Raw genomic sequence first — 14,637 nt, forward strand, 5'->3', positions numbered from 1 at the left:
ACAGTCTTCTCATACCGACGGAGACTGACATGACCCGCTTCATCGTTCGACTCGCCCAGTACCTCCGCGGCCTGATCGCGGATGCCAATCTGGCAACGGCCGACCGCCCTGCCCGACCCGAAGGCCTGTCCGCGCCCAGCCTGCGCACGCTGGACCACCCCACCTACCTGCGCCGCGGTGTGGTCATCGCCGGGCTTGCCGCAGGCAGTCGGCCTCGCGGCCTCGAACCACGCGCAGGCCTTCGAGCGTGCCACGCGTCTCGGTGACCACCGTGTGCTGGCGCTCGGCATGCTGGTCGTCGTAGAAGTAGATCACCACCCAGTCGTGCGTCTTGTGCAGATCGTGCGCCCTGGCGGTGTTGGAGTACATCACGGTGAAATGCCAGCCGTCGCGGTTCGCGTGCATCACCGGCAGCCAGGCCTCGCCTGAAGGGTTGAAGCGCCTGGGCGCGATCTTCGGCAAGTTTCCGGCAACGGCCTTCTCGCGGTACTCGCGATCCACGTCCAGCAGGAGTTCGATCGGGGGCTCTTCGCTGACGGGCACCGGCGCCGGGCGACGCCGGGCGCTGCGCCGCCGATCCAGGATCGCGCAAACCGAATCGCAGATCGCCTGCGCCCGCCGTTCGCCCACTCCGGGCACCTGCGCGGCGCGGCCGTCCCGACAGGCCAGTTCCAGGGCTTCGAGCGTATCCACGTGCAGGGTGTCATGGATTGCTTGCGCGAGCTCGCTGCCGACGCCCGGCACCTGCTCGAACACTTTCGCCGCATCGATGCTGCCGCGCAGACGATCCAGTTGCGACCACGATCCGGTGATCAGGATTTCGGCGATCGCCGCCGCGAGGCCCGCGCCGATCGTCTGCAGGGCGTCGAGCCCTTCCGGCCCCTGGGCCTCGAACAGCCGGGAGATCGGCTCGCCCAGTGATTCCACCGTGTCGGCACCTCGCAGGTAGGCGCCTATCCGGTAGGGGTTGGCGCCCTGTCCCTCGAGCAATTGCGCCATCTCACGCAGCTTCGCGGCGACTTCGGCGTTCGACGGTGAGCGGTTCGTGTCGGGCATCGCGCCAGCATATCAGCGGCATGAGCACCTAGAATCTCGCCATGGAATCGACCTCCGCCTTCGCCGCCTTCACCTCGCTCGCCGACGCTTCGCCGCTCCTGGCCGCGATGCTGGCCGCCACCGTGGGCGGATTCCTGGCCACCACCGTGGGGGCCCTGCCCGCCCTGTTCGTGGGCAGCCTGTCCGAGCGCACCGCCAATGCGATGCTGGCCTTCGCCGCCGGCGTGATGCTCGCGGCCACGGTGTTCTCGCTGCTGCTGCCCGGGCTGGAGTTGGCCCAGCCGATGTTCGGCGGCCCGAAGCCCGGTGCCGCGGCGGTGGTGGCGGCGATGATGGCCGGCGGGCTGGCCATGTTCGCCATCCACCACTTCCTGCCGCACGAGCACTTCGAGAAGGGCCACGAAGGCCCAGGCCGGCAGTCGCGGCTGGCAAGGGTCTGGCTCTTCGTGTTCGCGATCGCGGTCCACAACTTCCCGGAAGGCCTGTCGATGGGCGTGGGCGCGGCCAGCGGCGACGAGCGCATCGGACTGGGCGTCACCCTGGGCATCGGCTTGCAGAACCTGCCCGAGGGGCTGGCCGTGGCGATGTCGCTGGCCGCCTTGGGTTACTCGCGCGCGCAGGCCCTCGGCGTGGCCGCGCTCACCGGCCTGATCGAGATCGCCGGCGCGATGGCGGGCGCCGGCCTGCTGTCGATCTCGCAGGCCCTGCTGCCGCTGGCGCTGGCCTTTGCCGGCGGCACGATGCTCTTCGTGATCAGCGACGAGGTGATCCCCGAGACCCACCGCGCCGGCTTCGGCGACTCGGCGACCGCCTCGCTGTTCGTGGGCTTCGGGCTGATGTTCTACCTGGACGTGGCGCTGGCCTGAGCCTGCCGCACTGGTCGTTCCGCAGCGCCTCGCGCTGCTCGTGCCGCAACGCCCTGCGCTACTCGTGCCTGAGTGCCTCGATCGGCTGCAGCCGCGACGCCTTCCGGGCCGGCCAGAAGCCGAAGAAGATGCCGATCGCCGCCGCGAAGCCCACTGCCAGCACGATCGCGTCCAGGCCGAGCAGCGTGCGCCAGCCGACGAACTCCGCCACCGCGATGGCCGCGCCGACGCCCAGCAGCGTGCCGAGCAGGCCGCCGATCACCGACAGCGTGGTGGCCTCGACCAGGAACTGCAGCAGGATGTCTCGCGCCCGCGCGCCCACCGCGCGGCGCAGGCCGATCTCGCGGGTGCGTTCGGTCACGCTGACCAGCATGATGTTCATGATGCCGATGCCGCCCACCAGCAGGCTCACGCCGGCGACTGCCGCCAGGAGCCAGGACAGGGTCCGGCTGGCCTCCTCGCGGGTCTCGGCGATCTCGGTCAGGTTGCGCATCCCGAAGTCGTCGTCCTGTCCCGACTGCAGCCGGTGACGCTGACGCAGCAGCGCGCGGATGCCCTCCATCGCGCCGGGCAGCGCCTCGGCGCTCGCCGCCTTGATGCTGATGGACCCGACCCGCTTCAGCCGCCCGGTGGGTTGGCCCTGGATCCGGTTGCGCATCGTGGAGATCGGCACCATGACCACGTCGTCCTGGTCGTTGCCCCAGGCGCTCTGTCCCTTGGGCGCGAGCACGCCGACCACCGTGACCGGCAGTCGCCCGATCCGCATCGGCCGGTCGATCGGGTCGCTGTCGCCGAACAGTTCGCGCGCCACGGTGCTGCCGATGATCGCCACCTTTCCCGAGGCGCCGATCTCGCCCGGCTCGAAGGCCCTGCCCGCCGCCAGCACCCAGTCCCGCGCCTCGAGGTAGTCGTTGGTGATGCCGTGAACGCTCGACTGCCAGTTGGTGTTGCCGACGATGATCTGCTGGTTGGCGCGCAGCAGCGGCGCGGCCAGGAGCACCCCCGGCACCTCGCGGGCGATCGCCGTCGCGTCGTCTTCCGACAGGCTGGGCGCGGTGCTGGCGCCCAGGCGCAGGCCGCCGGTGCTGGCCGACGCGGGCCAGACCACGATCACGTTCGAACCCAGCCCGCTCAGCTGCTCGGCCACGCTCTGCTGGGCGCCGCGCCCGATCGCGATCATCGCGATCACCGCCGCCACGCCGATGACGATGCCCAGCATCGTGAGCGCGGAACGCAGCTTGTTGGTGGCCAGCGCCTTCAGCGCGATCGCCAGCGTGCCGAGGAAGCCCATCGCCTGTTCCTGCCTCGCGCCTCGTGCGCCTCAGGCAGCGGCCAGCGCCACGGCGTCTTCCGGCACGCGGCGCTCGTCGCGCTCGACGCGGCCGTCCCGAAAGCGCACGACGCGCGAGGCGAAACGCGCCACCTCGGCCTCGTGGGTCACGAAGACCATGGTCTGCCCCGCCCGGTTCAGCGACTGCAGCAGCGCCATCACCTCGAGCGAGGTGCGGGTGTCGAGCGCGCCGGTGGGCTCGTCGGCCAGCAGCAGCAGGGGATCGTTGACCAGCGCGCGGGCGATCGCCACCCGCTGCTGCTGGCCGCCGGAGAGCTGGGCCGCGGTGTGCTCGAGCCGCTCGCCCAGCCCCACCTGCTCGAGGCGCTCCCGCGCGCGGCGCTCCCGCTCGGCCCGGCCGACGCCGGCGTAGAGCAGGGGCAGCGCGACGTTCTCGAGCGCCCGGGTGCGCGCCAGCAGGTTGAACTGCTGGAACACGAAGCCGACGCTGCGATTGCGGATCGCGGCCAGCGCGTCGTCGGACAGGCCCGCCACTTCGTCGCCGGCCAGCCGGTAACTGCCGGAGTCGGGCACGTCCAGGCAGCCCAGCATGTTCATGAAGGTCGACTTGCCCGACCCGGAGGGGCCCATGATCGCCACGCATTCCCCGCGCGCGATGTCCAGCGACACGCGATCGAGCGCGCGCACCTCGGTCTCGCCGATTCGGTAGGTCTTGACCAGCTCTCGGACCGCGATCAGCGGCGCGACCCCGGGCTTGCCCGCGCTGAGGGGATTCGCGCCCGCGCTCATCGGAACATGCGCAACTCGCGCCGGCCCCGCGCGCCCGAGGGCGCCACCCCGACGATGACCTGCTGGCCCTCGGCCAGGCCCGGCGCCGCCACCTCGGTGCTGGTGCCGTCGCCGAGCCCGACCCGCACCTCGATCGCCCTGGGCTCGCCGCCCTCGAGCAGCCAGAGGCGGCCCGGGCGGCCGCGCTCGCTGGCCGACCCCGGGGGGCTGCCGCCGCCCCCTGCCTGCGCCCGGGCGCCCTGCCCGGCGGACTGCGCGCCCTGATCGCCCGCCTGCGCGGCCTGTCCGGCCGGCGCGTCCATCGGGGCCTCGGCACGGTCGGTGAGCCCGGCGATCCGGAGGCGCAGCGCGGCGTTGGGGACGGTGAGCACGTCCTCGCGCCGCTCGGAGACGATCCGCACGTTGGCAGTCATGCCGGGCAGCAGCAGGCCCTCGGCGTTGGAGAAGGTCACGATCACGTTGTAGGTGATCACGTTCTGCACGTTGGTGGCGGCCATCCGCAGTTGCGACACCTTGCCGTCGAAGCGCCGCCCGGGATAGGCATCGACGGTGAAGCTCGCCTTCTGGCCCACCTCGATCCGGCCGATGTCGGTCTCGTCGATGCTGGTGTCGACCTGCATGTCGCGCAGGTTGCGGGCGATCACGAACAGTTCGGGCGCCTGGAGGCTCGCGGCCACCGTCTGGCCGGCATCGACCGAGCGCTTGATGACCACGCCGTCGACCGGGCTGCGGATCACGGTGCGGTCCAGGTCGACCCGCGCCGCGGCCACCGCCGCCTCGCGCTGCCTGACCACCGCCTCGGTGTTACGCCGCTGGGCGATCGCGACCTCGATCGCCGCGCGGCCGGCCGACAGCTCCTGCTCCTGCGCGCGCACCAGCGAAGCGGCCTTCTCTGACTCGGCCGGCGAGATGAAGCCGCGCTCGGCCAGGTCACGCTTGCGCGCCAGATCGCGCCGCGACTCGTCGAGGTTCACGTCGATCCGGGCGAGCTCGGCGCGGCGCGCCTCGATCTGGGCCTGCTGGACCGCCACCTGGGCGCGGGTCGCGACCAGGTCCGCCTCGGCCTGCGCCAGACGATGCCTGAAGGTCTCCGGGTCGATCCGGGCGAGCACCTGCCCCGCCCGGACCTCGTCGTTGAAGTCCGCCAGCACCTGGCGGAGCTGGCCGGAGATCTGCGAGCCGACCGACACGCTGCCGACCGGATTGATCGTGCCCGAGGCGCTGACCGTGGACACGATGTCGCCGCGGCCGATCGGCGCCGTGCGGTACTCCGGCTCACCGTTGCCATCCGCCTGCTGCCACCACCAGGCGGCGGCGCCGGCAAGCAGCAAGGCGGCGAGCCCCAGGCCGGCGATTCCCGTTCTTTTCATGGTCTGCGGTCGCGCATCGAGGGGGCGGCTTACCCGAACATCAGCCTGCGAAGATCGCCGGGCAATCGCTCGCCGCGCCAGGCCACGACCTGGTCGGGGCGGATCAGCGTGAAGCGCCTCGGATACAGGTCGCGCAGGCCGGCGGCGCGCGCCTCGGCCGCGACGATCCTCAGGTGCGTGAGGCCGGCGATGTCCTGCACCGGCGGCGCATCGCCAACCGGCTCGTCCGGCGCCAGCTCGAGCAAGGTGAAGCCGAACCCCAAGCGGTCGAAGAGCGAGCCGCCGTCGGGCAGCCAGGCGTGCGGCGCGCGGCCGCCGGGAATCGAGGTGGGCTGATAGAGGTCGGCACGGTCGGGCGGCGGCGCCTCGTCGTCGCGGGCCACGATCGGCGAGCCGTCGCAGCGGGTGCCGAAGGTGATGCCCGGGATGTCGAACTCGGCCTTCGCATGGGCCAGCAGCCGTTCGCCGGCCTGCCGGCGCAAGGCCTCACCTTCCGATGTTTCGTCCTCGAGTCCCTCCGGCGGCACGAGGAGCCCGATGGAGTCGGCGAAACCGCGCGCATGGCCGGTGTTGCGGATCGCGGCGGGGCGACGCTCGGCCTCGTAGCTGTCGAGCAGCGAGGCCGGCGCGCCTTCGCGCAGCACCGCGGCGAGCTTCCAGCCCAGGTTCACCGCGTCCTCGACGCCAGTGTTGTAGCCCAGGCCGCCAGTGGGCGTGAACAGGTGGGCGGCGTCGCCGGCCAGGAACACGCGGCCCTCGCGCAACCGCTCGGCCACCAGCGCGTGCCCGGCCAGCCAGGACGAGCGCGACAGCAGGCTGAGCTCGCAACGCGCGCCCAGGGTTTCGAAGAACATGGCCTTCAGCGCCTCGTCGTCGATCGCCTCGGGATCCTCGTCGCTGCGCAGCTGGGTGTGGAAGACGAAGGCGTCGACGCCGTCGATCGCGGCCATGAAGCTGCGCCGGCCTGCGTTGAAGGTCCAGTACATCCAGGCCGGGGGCCGGCCGATCACCGCGTACAGGTCGGGCGAGCGGAAATGCATCGCCATCATGCGCCCGCCCATGAAGTCCCGCCGGATGCCGGTCTCGCCGGTCCAGCCGATGCCGAGCGCCCGGCGCACGCCACTGCGCGCGCCGTCGCAGCCGACCAGCCATTGCGCGCGCACCGGCTCGCCACCCGGGTCGAGCTGGAGCGTCACGCCGTCCTCGGCCTGCTCGAAGCCTGCGAGCCGGCAGCCGTAGCGCAGGCTCACCGAAGGCAGCTTCGCCGCCTCGTCGCGCAACACCCGCTCGATGAACATCTGCGAGCCGCGATGCGGCAGTTCGGCCGCGCTCCAGGAACCGCCCAGGTTGCGCACCAGCACCCGGGCGTCGCGCGACGAGGGCAGCGCGAAGCGCGCCAGCTCGTGCCTGGCGTAGCGGGTGAAGTAGCAGATGTCGGTCGGGTAGTCAGGCGGCAGGCCGGTGGCGCGGATCCGGTCGGCAAAGCCGAGCCGGCGGTAATGCTCCATCGTGCGCGCCTGGGTGGCGTTGGCCTGCGGATGCGGCGAAGTGTCCGGCCGCTCGTTGACCAGCAGCGTGCGCACGCCGCGCCGGCCGAGCTCGATCGCGAGCATCAGCCCGACCGGGCCACCGCCGGCGATCGCGACCTCGAATGCCGCCTCGTGCGCCAGGCCCATCAGTCGCGGGTGCCCGGCAGCCGGACGCGCGGCGGCTCGGCCCGCGACGGGCCCGCGGGAACCGCGAGCTCGCTCGGCGGAGGCAAGGCCTCGGCCGCCGGCGGGACGACCGGGCGCACGGTCGGCGCAGGCGATGCGGCCGGCGGCGCGGCCGCGGGACGCGCGGCGGCAGGGGGTGTGGCGGGCGGCGGCGTCGCGGCAGATCGAGCCGGCCGCGGCTTGTCGACGGTGCCGTAGCGCTTCTCGAACTCGGCCGCCCGCTCGCGCAACCACTGCGCCTCGGCCTTTTCGCCATGGGCCTCCATGTACTCGGCCGCGCCGTAGCCCGCCTCGTTGCGCTGGGTCGGATCGGCGCCGGCCTCGACCAGCACGCGCACCGCGTTCGTGTGCTTCTGGCGCGCCGCCATCATCAGCGGCGTGGTCCGGTTCGGCGACTGGGCGTCGATGTATGCGCTCTCGTCGAGCAGGAAGGCGATGACCGGGACGTGGCCGCCCGCCGCCGCGTAGTGCAGCGGCGTCCAGCCCGGCCGGTTGACCTCCGCGCCGCGCTCGACCAGCAGCTTCACGCTGTCCAGGTCGCCCTGCAGGGCCACCAGCATCAGCGCGGTCTCGTCGCGGGCGTTGGTGGCGTCGATCCGGGTGCCCGACAGTTGCGCCAGATAGGCAAGCGCCTTCGGCGAGCGCTCGCGGGCCGCCACCACGATTGCCGGGCCGTGCTCGGGATGCCTGGCGTTCGCGCTGGCCCCGCGCAGCATCTCGGTCTGCATGGCCTTGACGTCGTCGAGTCGGATCGCGTCCCAGAAGTCCTGCGGCGCGGCGGAGGCCCGTGTGGACTGCGCCCGCGCCGCCTCGGGCGCAAGCGCCAGCCCGCCGAGGCACGCGACGGCCAGCAGCAGCGCCAGGGCCGTCCCGGCAGCGCCGCGACGCCCCCGGCGCCCGTTCACGCCGCCTGAATCCGCACGCGAATGTTCAAGAATCGACATCAACATCTCAGTCCAGGATCTTGAAAAGATTCAAATAATTCTCGGTCGTTCTATCGGCGACCTGCGCCAACGGCAAGCCCTTGATCTCGGCGATCCGCTCGGCGACGTGCCGCACGAAGGCCGGCTCGTTGGTCTTGCCGCGGAACGGCACCGGCGCCAGGTAGGGCGAGTCGGTCTCGATCAGCAGCCGTTCGATCGGCACCCGGGCCGCCACCTCGCGCAGCGGCTCGGCATTGCGGAAGGTCACGATGCCCGAGAACGACACGTAGAAGCCGATATCCAGGGCGGCTTTCGCGGTTTCCCAGTCTTCGGTGAAGCAGTGCAGCACCCCGCCGCAGGCCTCGGCGCCCTCCTCGCGCAGCAGCCGGATCGTGTCCGCCGAGGCCGACCGGGTGTGCACGACCAGCGGCTTGCCGGTCTGGCGCGCCGCCCGGATGTGCACGCGGAAGCGCTGCTGCTGGCGCTCGCGCAAGGCGCGGCAGGCGGCCTCGTCTTCGCGGGGTTCTCGGTAGTAGTCCAGGCCGGTCTCGCCGATCGCCACGATCTTCGGGTGCGCGGCGAGCCGCACCAGCGTGTCCACATCGGGCTCGTCGGTGTCGGCATGGTCGGGGTGGACGCCCACCGAGGCGTGCAGCCGCCGATCGCGCTCGGCCAGCGCCAGCACCCGCGGGAAGTCGGGCAGCGTGACGGCAATGCACAGCGCGCGGCCCACGTCGTTGGCCGCCATGTTCTCGAGGATCGTGTCGAAGCGCTCGGCGAGTTCGGGAAAGTCCAGGTGGCAGTGGGAGTCGACGAACATCAGATGGTGTGGGTGGGGCGGGCGGCCTTGAGCGTGCCGCCGAGCAGGGTCTCGATGCGATCGCGCACCTGGGCGCCGGCCTCGTCCTTGGGAAACTGCACGCCGATCCCCTGCTGCCGCCCCGGCGTGCCGGCCGGGGTGATCCAGACCACCTTGCCGGTGAGCGGCAGGCGGTTGGGATCGTCGACGAGCTGCAGGATCAGGTAGATCTCGTCGCCGAGGTTGGCCGGCCGGGTGGTGGGCACGAACAGGCCGCCGCCGTCGATGAAGGGCATGTAGGCCGCGTAGAGCGCGGCCTTCTCCTTGAACGCGAGCTGCAGCACACCGGGGCGCACCCCGCCGCCGATCGCGGTGTTGGGCATCGTGTCGTTGCTCATCGTGGTTCAGCGGTCCTCGTTCGGCCGCCTGGCGATCCGGCCAGTGCGCGGCGGTAGTCCAGCAGCACGTCTTCGAGCAGCAGCCGCGGATTGAGCGGATGCGAGGCCTCGCGCGGCAAGGCCCTGAGCCGGCGCTCGAGCGCCGTGATCCGTGCGAGCGTCGTTCCCGACGCGACGCGTTTCAGCCGGTCGATGCGGTCGACGTGCCGCCTCGGCATGGCCCCCGCGCAGACCCTGGCCAGATCGGCCGCCCAGGTCTGCGCGGCACCCGCCCAATCGGGCGGCTCCACGCCGTTCAACGCATCGGCCGTCGCTACGATACCAGCCTCGGGCATCCCGGCGAAGGCGTCGACGATCCGTCGGTACGCCGCAGCATCGCCGTCCGTCGCCAGACGGCTCGCCAGCAGCGGCGCCCCGCCCGCCGCAGCGAGCCAGAACGCGGCCTGGGCGGCCGGAATGCCGCATTCGCCCACCAGCCAGGCAGCCGCCGACTCGGCCGGCGGAAGCGGCAGCGAAACCTTCTGGCAACGCGAGCGGATCGTGGCCGGCAGCGCGGCCAGGCGGTTCGCCACCAGGATGAAGCCCGCGCCGGGCGGCGGCTCCTCGAGCCGCTTGAGCAGCGCGTTGGCGACCACCGCGTTCATCGCATCGGCGGGCTCGACCACGATCACCCGCGCCCCGCCGCGATGCGAACCGACCTCGAGGAAGGTGTCGAGCGCGCGGACCTGCTCGATCCGGATCTCGCGCGAGGGCTTGCCGGCTTTTCCGCCACGGGCCGCCGGCGCGGCCTCCCCCTCCTCCGCCGCGGCGCGCTCGTCGCCGCCGGGGGTCAGCAGCCGGAAGTCGGGATGATTGCCGGCATCGAACCAGGCGCAGGCATCGCAGCGCCCGCACGCCGAGCCGTCGGCCGCCGGTCGCTCGCACAACCGCGCGCGGGCCAGCTCCGTGGCCAGCGCCGCCTTGCCGATGCCGGCCGGCCCGCTCAGCAGCAGCGCGTGATGCTGCCGCCCGCGGCCGGCGAGCAGGCGATCGAATACAGCGCGGTGCCACGGATGAATCATTCAGATTCCGATACTTGCGATGTCATTTTCGAGCAGTTTCTGGATATCTTCGATCGTCCGGCGACCGTCGACGACCAGGAAGCGCCCCGGCGACTGCCCTGCGCGCTGCCGGTAGGCCTCGCGCACCCGCCGGAAGAAGGCCTCGTCCTCGCGCTCGAAACGGTCGGCGGTCCGGGCGGAGGCCCGCCGCTCGGCCGCCAGTTCCGCCGGCAGGTCGAACAGGTAGGTCCGGTCGGGCTGCAAGTCGCCGTGCACCCACTGTTCCAGCCAGGCGATCCGCTCGGCGGAGCCGCCGCGGCCGCCGCCCTGGTAGGCCCAGGTCGAGTCGGTGAAGCGATCGCAGACCACCCACCTGCCTGCCGCCAGCGCCGGGCGGACCAGGCGCTCCAGGTGGTCGCGGCGGGCCGCGAACATCAGCATCAGCTCGGTGTCCATCGACATCGGCTCGTTCAGCAGCAGCTCGCGCAGCCGTTCGGCGAGCGGCGTGCCACCAGGCTCCCGGCTGCGTATCGCATCGATGCCCCGCGCGCGCAGCCGGTCGACGTACCAGTCGATGTGCGTGCTCTTGCCCGCGCCGTCGATGCCCTCGAAGGTGACGAACCGTCCGATCGGACTCATTGCCTGCCGAGCTGGTAACGGGCCACCGCCCGGTTGTGGTCGGCGAGATTGTTCGAGAACACGCTGGTGCCATCGCCCCGCGCCACGAAGTACAGCGCCTTGATGTCGGCCGGCGCGAGCACCGCCTCGATGGACGCCGCGCCCGGCAAGGCGATCGGCGTGGGCGGCAGGCCGCCCCGGGTGTAGGTGTTGTACGGCGAGTCGGCCTGCAGATCGCGCTTTCGCAGGTTGCCATCGAATCGCTCGCCCAGGCCGTAGATGGTCGTGGGGTCGCTCTGCAGCATCATGCCGATCCGCAGCCGGTTCACGAACACGGCGGCCACCTTCCCGCGCTCCTCGGGCTTGCCGGTCTCCTTCTCGACGATCGAGGCGAGCACCAGGGCCTGATAGGGATCGGCGATCGGCAGACCGGGCTGGCGCTTCTCCCAGGCCTCGGCCAGCTTGCGCTTCATCAGCCGGTAGGCCTGGCGATAGATTTCGAGGTCGCTGGTGCCCGGCGCGAAGCCGTAGGTCTCCGGCATGAAGAGCCCTTCGGGATGCTGCTCGTCGGCGCCGATCCGCTTCAGGATCTCGGCGTCGTCGAGACCGGCGGTGTCCCGCTTCAGCTCCGGATGCGCGTCGATTGCCGCGCGCATCTGCCGGAAGGTCCAGCCCTCCAGGAAGCGGATCGTTTCGACGACGGTATCGCCGGACACCAGCCGGTCGAGCAGGCTGTCGATCGTCTGCGGCGCGCTGAACTCGTAGGTGCCGGCCTTCAGCTGCCCGTCGAGCCCGCGCATCCGGTAGCGCGCGAACATCAGCGTGGGCGAGACCGCGATGCCCTGCTCGCGCAGCGCCGCCGCGGCGGCGCGCACGTGGGCACCCTTGGGCACGACCACCCTGACCTTGCCCTCGGGCATCGGCACGGGCGCGCGCTCGACCGCATACCAGCCGGCGGCAAGCGTAATCGCCGCGGCGAGCAGGGCGAGGAACAGCAGGGTCTTGAGTCTGGGCATCGGCAGGAGGATCTCGACGGATCCCTATAATAAATCCTCGGTGGCGGTTCCTCGCGCCACGAAGGCCCTCGAGATGACCACGATCCTCCCCCCCTCCTTCGACGAAGCCGCGGTGCGCGACGCGATCGCGCAGTGCGGCGCCCCTCATGCCCCCCGGTTCGCCGACGATCCACACGGCCCGCAAGCGCAGTTCGACGAGCCGGCCGCCACCGGCACGTCGGCGGGCGCTCCCGCCCCGGGGCGCCTCGCGCTGCTGCCCGACTGGGGCCTGCTGTCCGTCTCGGGCGCCGACGCGCTCGCCTTCCTGCAGGGCCAGACCACCAACGACATCGCCGGCCAGGCCACCGACGAGGTCCGCTTCAACGGTTACTGCACGCCAAAGGGTCGCCTGCTCGCCGCGGGCCCGCTCTGGCGCGACGGCGACGCGCTTCGCTTCGCGGTCTCCCGGGCGCTGGCCGAGCCGCTGCGCAAGCGACTGTCCATGTTCGTGCTGCGGGCCAAGGCCAAGGTCGAGGACGCATCCGACGCGGTCGCCATCCTGGGGCTGACCGGCGAGCCCGCGGCCGACGCCCTTCGCGGACTCGGCATCGAGCCGCCCGCGCCGATGCGCGTCGCCCGCGGCAACGATCCGACGCAGCTCGCGATCGGCTTCGCGCCGGCGCCGGTGATCGGCCCTCGCTGGTGGCTGGTGGTCCCGCTCGCGGCGCTGGCCGCGACCTGGGTTCGGCTGGCCGCGCGGCTGGCGCCCGCTTCGTCCTCGTGGTGGCGGGCCGGCGAGATCCTCGCCGGGGAGCCGCGCATCGTGCCGGCCACCAGCGAGACCTTCGTACCGCAGACGGTCAACTGGGAGCTGGTCGGTGGCGTGAGCTTCAAGAAGGGCTGCTACCCTGGGCAGGAGGTCGTCGCCCGCCTGCACTATCGCGGCAAGCCCAAGCGGCGCAGCTTCGTCGCGCAGCTGGCCGGCGAGCCCGGCTCCGCGCCCGCACCGGGCAGCGATCTGCTGGCCGACGACGCGAGCGAACCAGTCGGCGTCGTCGTAGCCAGCGCGCCCGCGCCGGGTGGCGGCCTGGTGGTGCTGCACGAAGCAGTCATCGACGCGGCGCTGCAAGGCCGGCTGCGCACGCCGGACGGGCGCGCGCTGCAGCCGCTGCCCCTGCCTTATGCGATCCCGCTGGACACGGCGGCTGCGCAATGACCGAGACGCTGTCCGCGATGCTCTGGTTTCGCGCCGACCCGGCCGAGGATCCCGCGGTGCGGGCGGCGCTGGCGCGGCTCGCCGAGGCCATCGCTCCCGACGCCGCTGCCCGGATCGGCCACCGGCGCGAGGAAGACCGCCCCTACCGGACCTGGATGCTCGACGCCGGCCCTGTTCCGGTCGAACGCTTCGACGCCCTGCTCTACCGGATTCACAAGAACATCGGCAGCACCGGGCTTGCCGCGCTGATGCAGGGCGAGCCGCACCTCGAGTCCTTTTCCTGGCATCCCCCCGAGGCCTGACGCCATGTGCCTGATCGGCTTCGCCTGGCTCTCCCACCCGCGCTGGCGGCTGGCGCTGGCCGGCAATCGCGACGAGTTCCACGCGCGGCCGGCCGCCTCGGCAGGCTGGTGGCCGCAGGCGCCCGGCGTGTTCGGCGGCCGCGACCTCGAGGCCGGCGGCAGCTGGCTGGCGATCGACCGGCGCGGCCGACTCGCTGTCGTCACCAACTATCGCGAACCCGGCGCGCCGGCGGGCCCACGCTCGCGGGGCGAGCTGGTCGCCGGTTTCGTGAGCGGCGGCGCCGACATCGACGACTGGGCAAGCACGATCGGCGCCGACGGCGCCCGGTGGTCGGGCTTCAACCTGCTGCTCTTCGACCTCGGCGCCGAGGGTGGCCGGGGACCCCGCGCCCGCTACCTGTCCAACCGCGCGCCCGCTTCGCCGACCGAGATCGCACCCGGCGTGCACGGGCTGTCCAACCACCTGCTGGACACGGACTGGCCCAAGGTCCGCAGGCTGCGCGAGCGCGTGGCCGGCGTGCTGGATCGCCACGAAACCCCGGAGCAACGCCTGTTCGAGGCGCTCGCCGACCACAGCCTGCCTGCCGACGACGAGCTGCCCGACACCGGAATCGGCCTGGACCGCGAGCGCCTGCTGGGCCCGGCGATGATCCGCGCCGACGCTTACGGCACGCGGGCCTCCACCCTGGTGCTGGTCGGCCATGACGGCCGGGTCGAGTTCGTGGAACGCAGCTGGCCGCCCGCCGGCGACAGGCCGGTGCGCGAATCCCGCGCGAGCTTCAGGATCGGCGAGAGCGCCTGAGCCGGCTCAGCGCAGGGCACGCTTCATCGGCAGGTGCGGGATCCCGGCCTCATCGAACTCGGGGCCATCGGGCAGGAAGCCGTGGGCCCGGTAGAACCCTGCCGCGTGGCACTGGGCGCTGAGCCGCGCGACGACGTCCCCGCGCGCCTTCGCGGCCTCGACCAGCCGTTCGAGGATCGCTCCGCCCAGGCCTTGGCCGCGCCAGGGCTTCAGCACCGCCATCCGGCCGATCCGGCCGTCGGGAAGCAGCCGTCCGCAGCCCACCGCACGATCGCCGGCGAAGGCCACGCAGTGAATCGACACCGCGTCGTCCTCGTCCCACTCGAGCTCGGCCGGTATCGCCTGCTCGACGATGAAGACCTCGGTGCGCACCGGCGCGGCGACCTCGCGCAACGCCGCCCAGTCGCCGCAGCGAAGGCAGGCCCGGTCGCCAGCGATGCTCGCCCTCATGGCCGGC

Annotated in this window: 16 protein-coding genes; 4 read left to right on the forward strand and 12 right to left on the reverse strand. The window is 72.2% G+C overall.

Going from position 1 to position 14,637, the window contains the following annotated elements:
- Positions 1-183 precede the first annotated feature (183 nt).
- Positions 184-1,056 (reverse strand): helix-hairpin-helix domain-containing protein, encoded by an 873-nt coding sequence (locus FHP08_RS05540; protein ID WP_147703329.1) that lies wholly within the window; start codon positions 1,054-1,056, stop codon positions 184-186.
- Positions 1,057-1,097: 41 nt separating this feature from the next.
- Here FHP08_RS05540 and FHP08_RS05545 point away from each other — a divergent pair, with 41 nt between their 5' ends.
- Positions 1,098-1,922, forward strand: a complete 825-nt coding sequence (locus tag FHP08_RS05545) for a ZIP family metal transporter (protein ID WP_222707822.1) — start codon at positions 1,098-1,100, stop codon at positions 1,920-1,922.
- 58 nt (positions 1,923-1,980) lie between these two features.
- On the opposite strand, the gene FHP08_RS05550 is transcribed toward FHP08_RS05545, so the two are convergent.
- Genes FHP08_RS05550 through mltG form a run of 10 tightly spaced genes read right to left on the reverse strand, consistent with a single transcriptional unit; the run spans position 1,981 to position 11,881 of the window.
- On the reverse strand, positions 1,981-3,213 hold the full coding sequence (locus tag FHP08_RS05550) for an ABC transporter permease (RefSeq protein ID WP_147703330.1): 1,233 nt from the start codon (positions 3,211-3,213) through the stop codon (positions 1,981-1,983).
- Between the two features lie 30 nt (positions 3,214-3,243).
- Complete coding sequence (locus FHP08_RS05555) at positions 3,244-4,002, reverse strand: ABC transporter ATP-binding protein (RefSeq protein WP_147703331.1); 759 nt, start codon at positions 4,000-4,002, stop codon at positions 3,244-3,246.
- Positions 3,999-5,372, reverse strand: coding sequence for an efflux RND transporter periplasmic adaptor subunit (locus FHP08_RS05560; protein ID WP_147703332.1), 1,374 nt, complete (start codon positions 5,370-5,372; stop codon positions 3,999-4,001). Before FHP08_RS05560 ends, FHP08_RS05555 begins: the two co-directional genes overlap by 4 nt.
- A 29-nt stretch (positions 5,373-5,401) precedes the next feature.
- Entirely contained in the window at positions 5,402-7,048 is a 1,647-nt protein-coding gene (locus FHP08_RS05565; RefSeq protein WP_147703333.1) for an FAD-dependent monooxygenase, read from the reverse strand.
- Positions 7,048-7,992 (reverse strand): ankyrin repeat domain-containing protein, encoded by a 945-nt coding sequence (locus tag FHP08_RS05570; protein ID WP_147703334.1) that lies wholly within the window; start codon positions 7,990-7,992, stop codon positions 7,048-7,050. The genes FHP08_RS05565 and FHP08_RS05570 overlap by 1 nt, the downstream gene beginning before the upstream one ends.
- Positions 7,993-8,038: 46 nt before the next feature.
- Positions 8,039-8,830, reverse strand: a complete 792-nt coding sequence (locus tag FHP08_RS05575) for a TatD family hydrolase (RefSeq protein ID WP_147703335.1) — start codon at positions 8,828-8,830, stop codon at positions 8,039-8,041.
- Positions 8,830-9,207, reverse strand: coding sequence for a PilZ domain-containing protein (locus FHP08_RS05580; protein ID WP_147703336.1), 378 nt, complete (start codon positions 9,205-9,207; stop codon positions 8,830-8,832). Before FHP08_RS05580 ends, FHP08_RS05575 begins: the two co-directional genes overlap by 1 nt.
- On the reverse strand, positions 9,204-10,268 hold the full coding sequence (holB, locus tag FHP08_RS05585) for a DNA polymerase III subunit delta' (protein ID WP_147703337.1): 1,065 nt from the start codon (positions 10,266-10,268) through the stop codon (positions 9,204-9,206). The genes FHP08_RS05580 and holB overlap by 4 nt, the downstream gene beginning before the upstream one ends.
- Positions 10,269-10,886 (reverse strand): dTMP kinase, encoded by a 618-nt coding sequence (tmk, locus tag FHP08_RS05590; RefSeq protein WP_147703338.1) that lies wholly within the window; start codon positions 10,884-10,886, stop codon positions 10,269-10,271.
- Entirely contained in the window at positions 10,883-11,881 is a 999-nt protein-coding gene (gene mltG, locus FHP08_RS05595) for an endolytic transglycosylase MltG (protein ID WP_147703339.1), read from the reverse strand. The genes tmk and mltG overlap by 4 nt, the downstream gene beginning before the upstream one ends.
- 73 nt (positions 11,882-11,954) lie before the next feature.
- Between mltG and ygfZ the strand changes: the two genes are divergently transcribed.
- Genes ygfZ through FHP08_RS05610 form a run of 3 tightly spaced genes read left to right on the forward strand, consistent with a single transcriptional unit; the run spans position 11,955 to position 14,180 of the window.
- A complete protein-coding gene (ygfZ, locus tag FHP08_RS05600; protein WP_147703340.1) occupies positions 11,955-13,076 on the forward strand; it encodes a CAF17-like 4Fe-4S cluster assembly/insertion protein YgfZ in 1,122 nt (373 codons plus the stop codon).
- Positions 13,073-13,378 (forward strand): hypothetical protein, encoded by a 306-nt coding sequence (locus FHP08_RS05605; RefSeq protein ID WP_147703341.1) that lies wholly within the window; start codon positions 13,073-13,075, stop codon positions 13,376-13,378. The genes ygfZ and FHP08_RS05605 overlap by 4 nt, the downstream gene beginning before the upstream one ends.
- Before the next feature lie 4 nt (positions 13,379-13,382).
- Entirely contained in the window at positions 13,383-14,180 is a 798-nt protein-coding gene (locus tag FHP08_RS05610; protein WP_147703342.1) for an NRDE family protein, read from the forward strand.
- Positions 14,181-14,186: 6 nt separating this feature from the next.
- Here FHP08_RS05610 and FHP08_RS05615 read toward each other — a convergent pair whose 3' ends face one another.
- Positions 14,187-14,630 carry a GNAT family N-acetyltransferase gene (locus tag FHP08_RS05615; protein ID WP_147703343.1) on the reverse strand — a complete coding sequence of 148 codons (444 nt, stop codon included), beginning with the start codon at positions 14,628-14,630 and terminating at the stop codon, positions 14,187-14,189.
- Positions 14,631-14,637 lie beyond the last annotated feature (7 nt).

Source organism: Zeimonas arvi (genome assembly GCF_008039575.1).
Taxonomy (GTDB): Bacteria; Pseudomonadota; Gammaproteobacteria; order Burkholderiales; family Burkholderiaceae_E; genus Zeimonas; species Zeimonas arvi.

Excerpts from the sequence above, each read along its gene's own strand:
- FHP08_RS05540 (WP_147703329.1), bottom strand. The coding sequence starts at position 1,056 with ATGCCCGACACGAACCGCTCACCGTCGAACGCCGAAGTCGCCGCGAAG.
- FHP08_RS05545 (WP_222707822.1), top strand. The coding sequence starts at position 1,098 with ATGGAATCGACCTCCGCCTTCGCCGCCTTCACCTCGCTCGCCGACGCT.
- FHP08_RS05550 (WP_147703330.1), bottom strand. The coding sequence starts at position 3,213 with ATGGGCTTCCTCGGCACGCTGGCGATCGCGCTGAAGGCGCTGGCCACC.
- FHP08_RS05555 (WP_147703331.1), bottom strand. The coding sequence starts at position 4,002 with ATGAGCGCGGGCGCGAATCCCCTCAGCGCGGGCAAGCCCGGGGTCGCG.
- FHP08_RS05560 (WP_147703332.1), bottom strand. The coding sequence starts at position 5,372 with ATGAAAAGAACGGGAATCGCCGGCCTGGGGCTCGCCGCCTTGCTGCTT.
- FHP08_RS05565 (WP_147703333.1), bottom strand. The coding sequence starts at position 7,048 with ATGGGCCTGGCGCACGAGGCGGCATTCGAGGTCGCGATCGCCGGCGGT.
- FHP08_RS05575 (WP_147703335.1), bottom strand. The coding sequence starts at position 8,830 with ATGTTCGTCGACTCCCACTGCCACCTGGACTTTCCCGAACTCGCCGAG.
- FHP08_RS05580 (WP_147703336.1), bottom strand. The coding sequence starts at position 9,207 with ATGAGCAACGACACGATGCCCAACACCGCGATCGGCGGCGGGGTGCGC.
- holB (WP_147703337.1), bottom strand. The coding sequence starts at position 10,268 with ATGATTCATCCGTGGCACCGCGCTGTATTCGATCGCCTGCTCGCCGGC.
- tmk (WP_147703338.1), bottom strand. The coding sequence starts at position 10,886 with ATGAGTCCGATCGGACGGTTCGTCACCTTCGAGGGCATCGACGGCGCG.
- mltG (WP_147703339.1), bottom strand. The coding sequence starts at position 11,881 with ATGCCCAGACTCAAGACCCTGCTGTTCCTCGCCCTGCTCGCCGCGGCG.
- ygfZ (WP_147703340.1), top strand. The coding sequence starts at position 11,955 with ATGACCACGATCCTCCCCCCCTCCTTCGACGAAGCCGCGGTGCGCGAC.
- FHP08_RS05605 (WP_147703341.1), top strand. The coding sequence starts at position 13,073 with ATGACCGAGACGCTGTCCGCGATGCTCTGGTTTCGCGCCGACCCGGCC.
- FHP08_RS05610 (WP_147703342.1), top strand. The coding sequence starts at position 13,383 with ATGTGCCTGATCGGCTTCGCCTGGCTCTCCCACCCGCGCTGGCGGCTG.
- FHP08_RS05615 (WP_147703343.1), bottom strand. The coding sequence starts at position 14,630 with ATGAGGGCGAGCATCGCTGGCGACCGGGCCTGCCTTCGCTGCGGCGAC.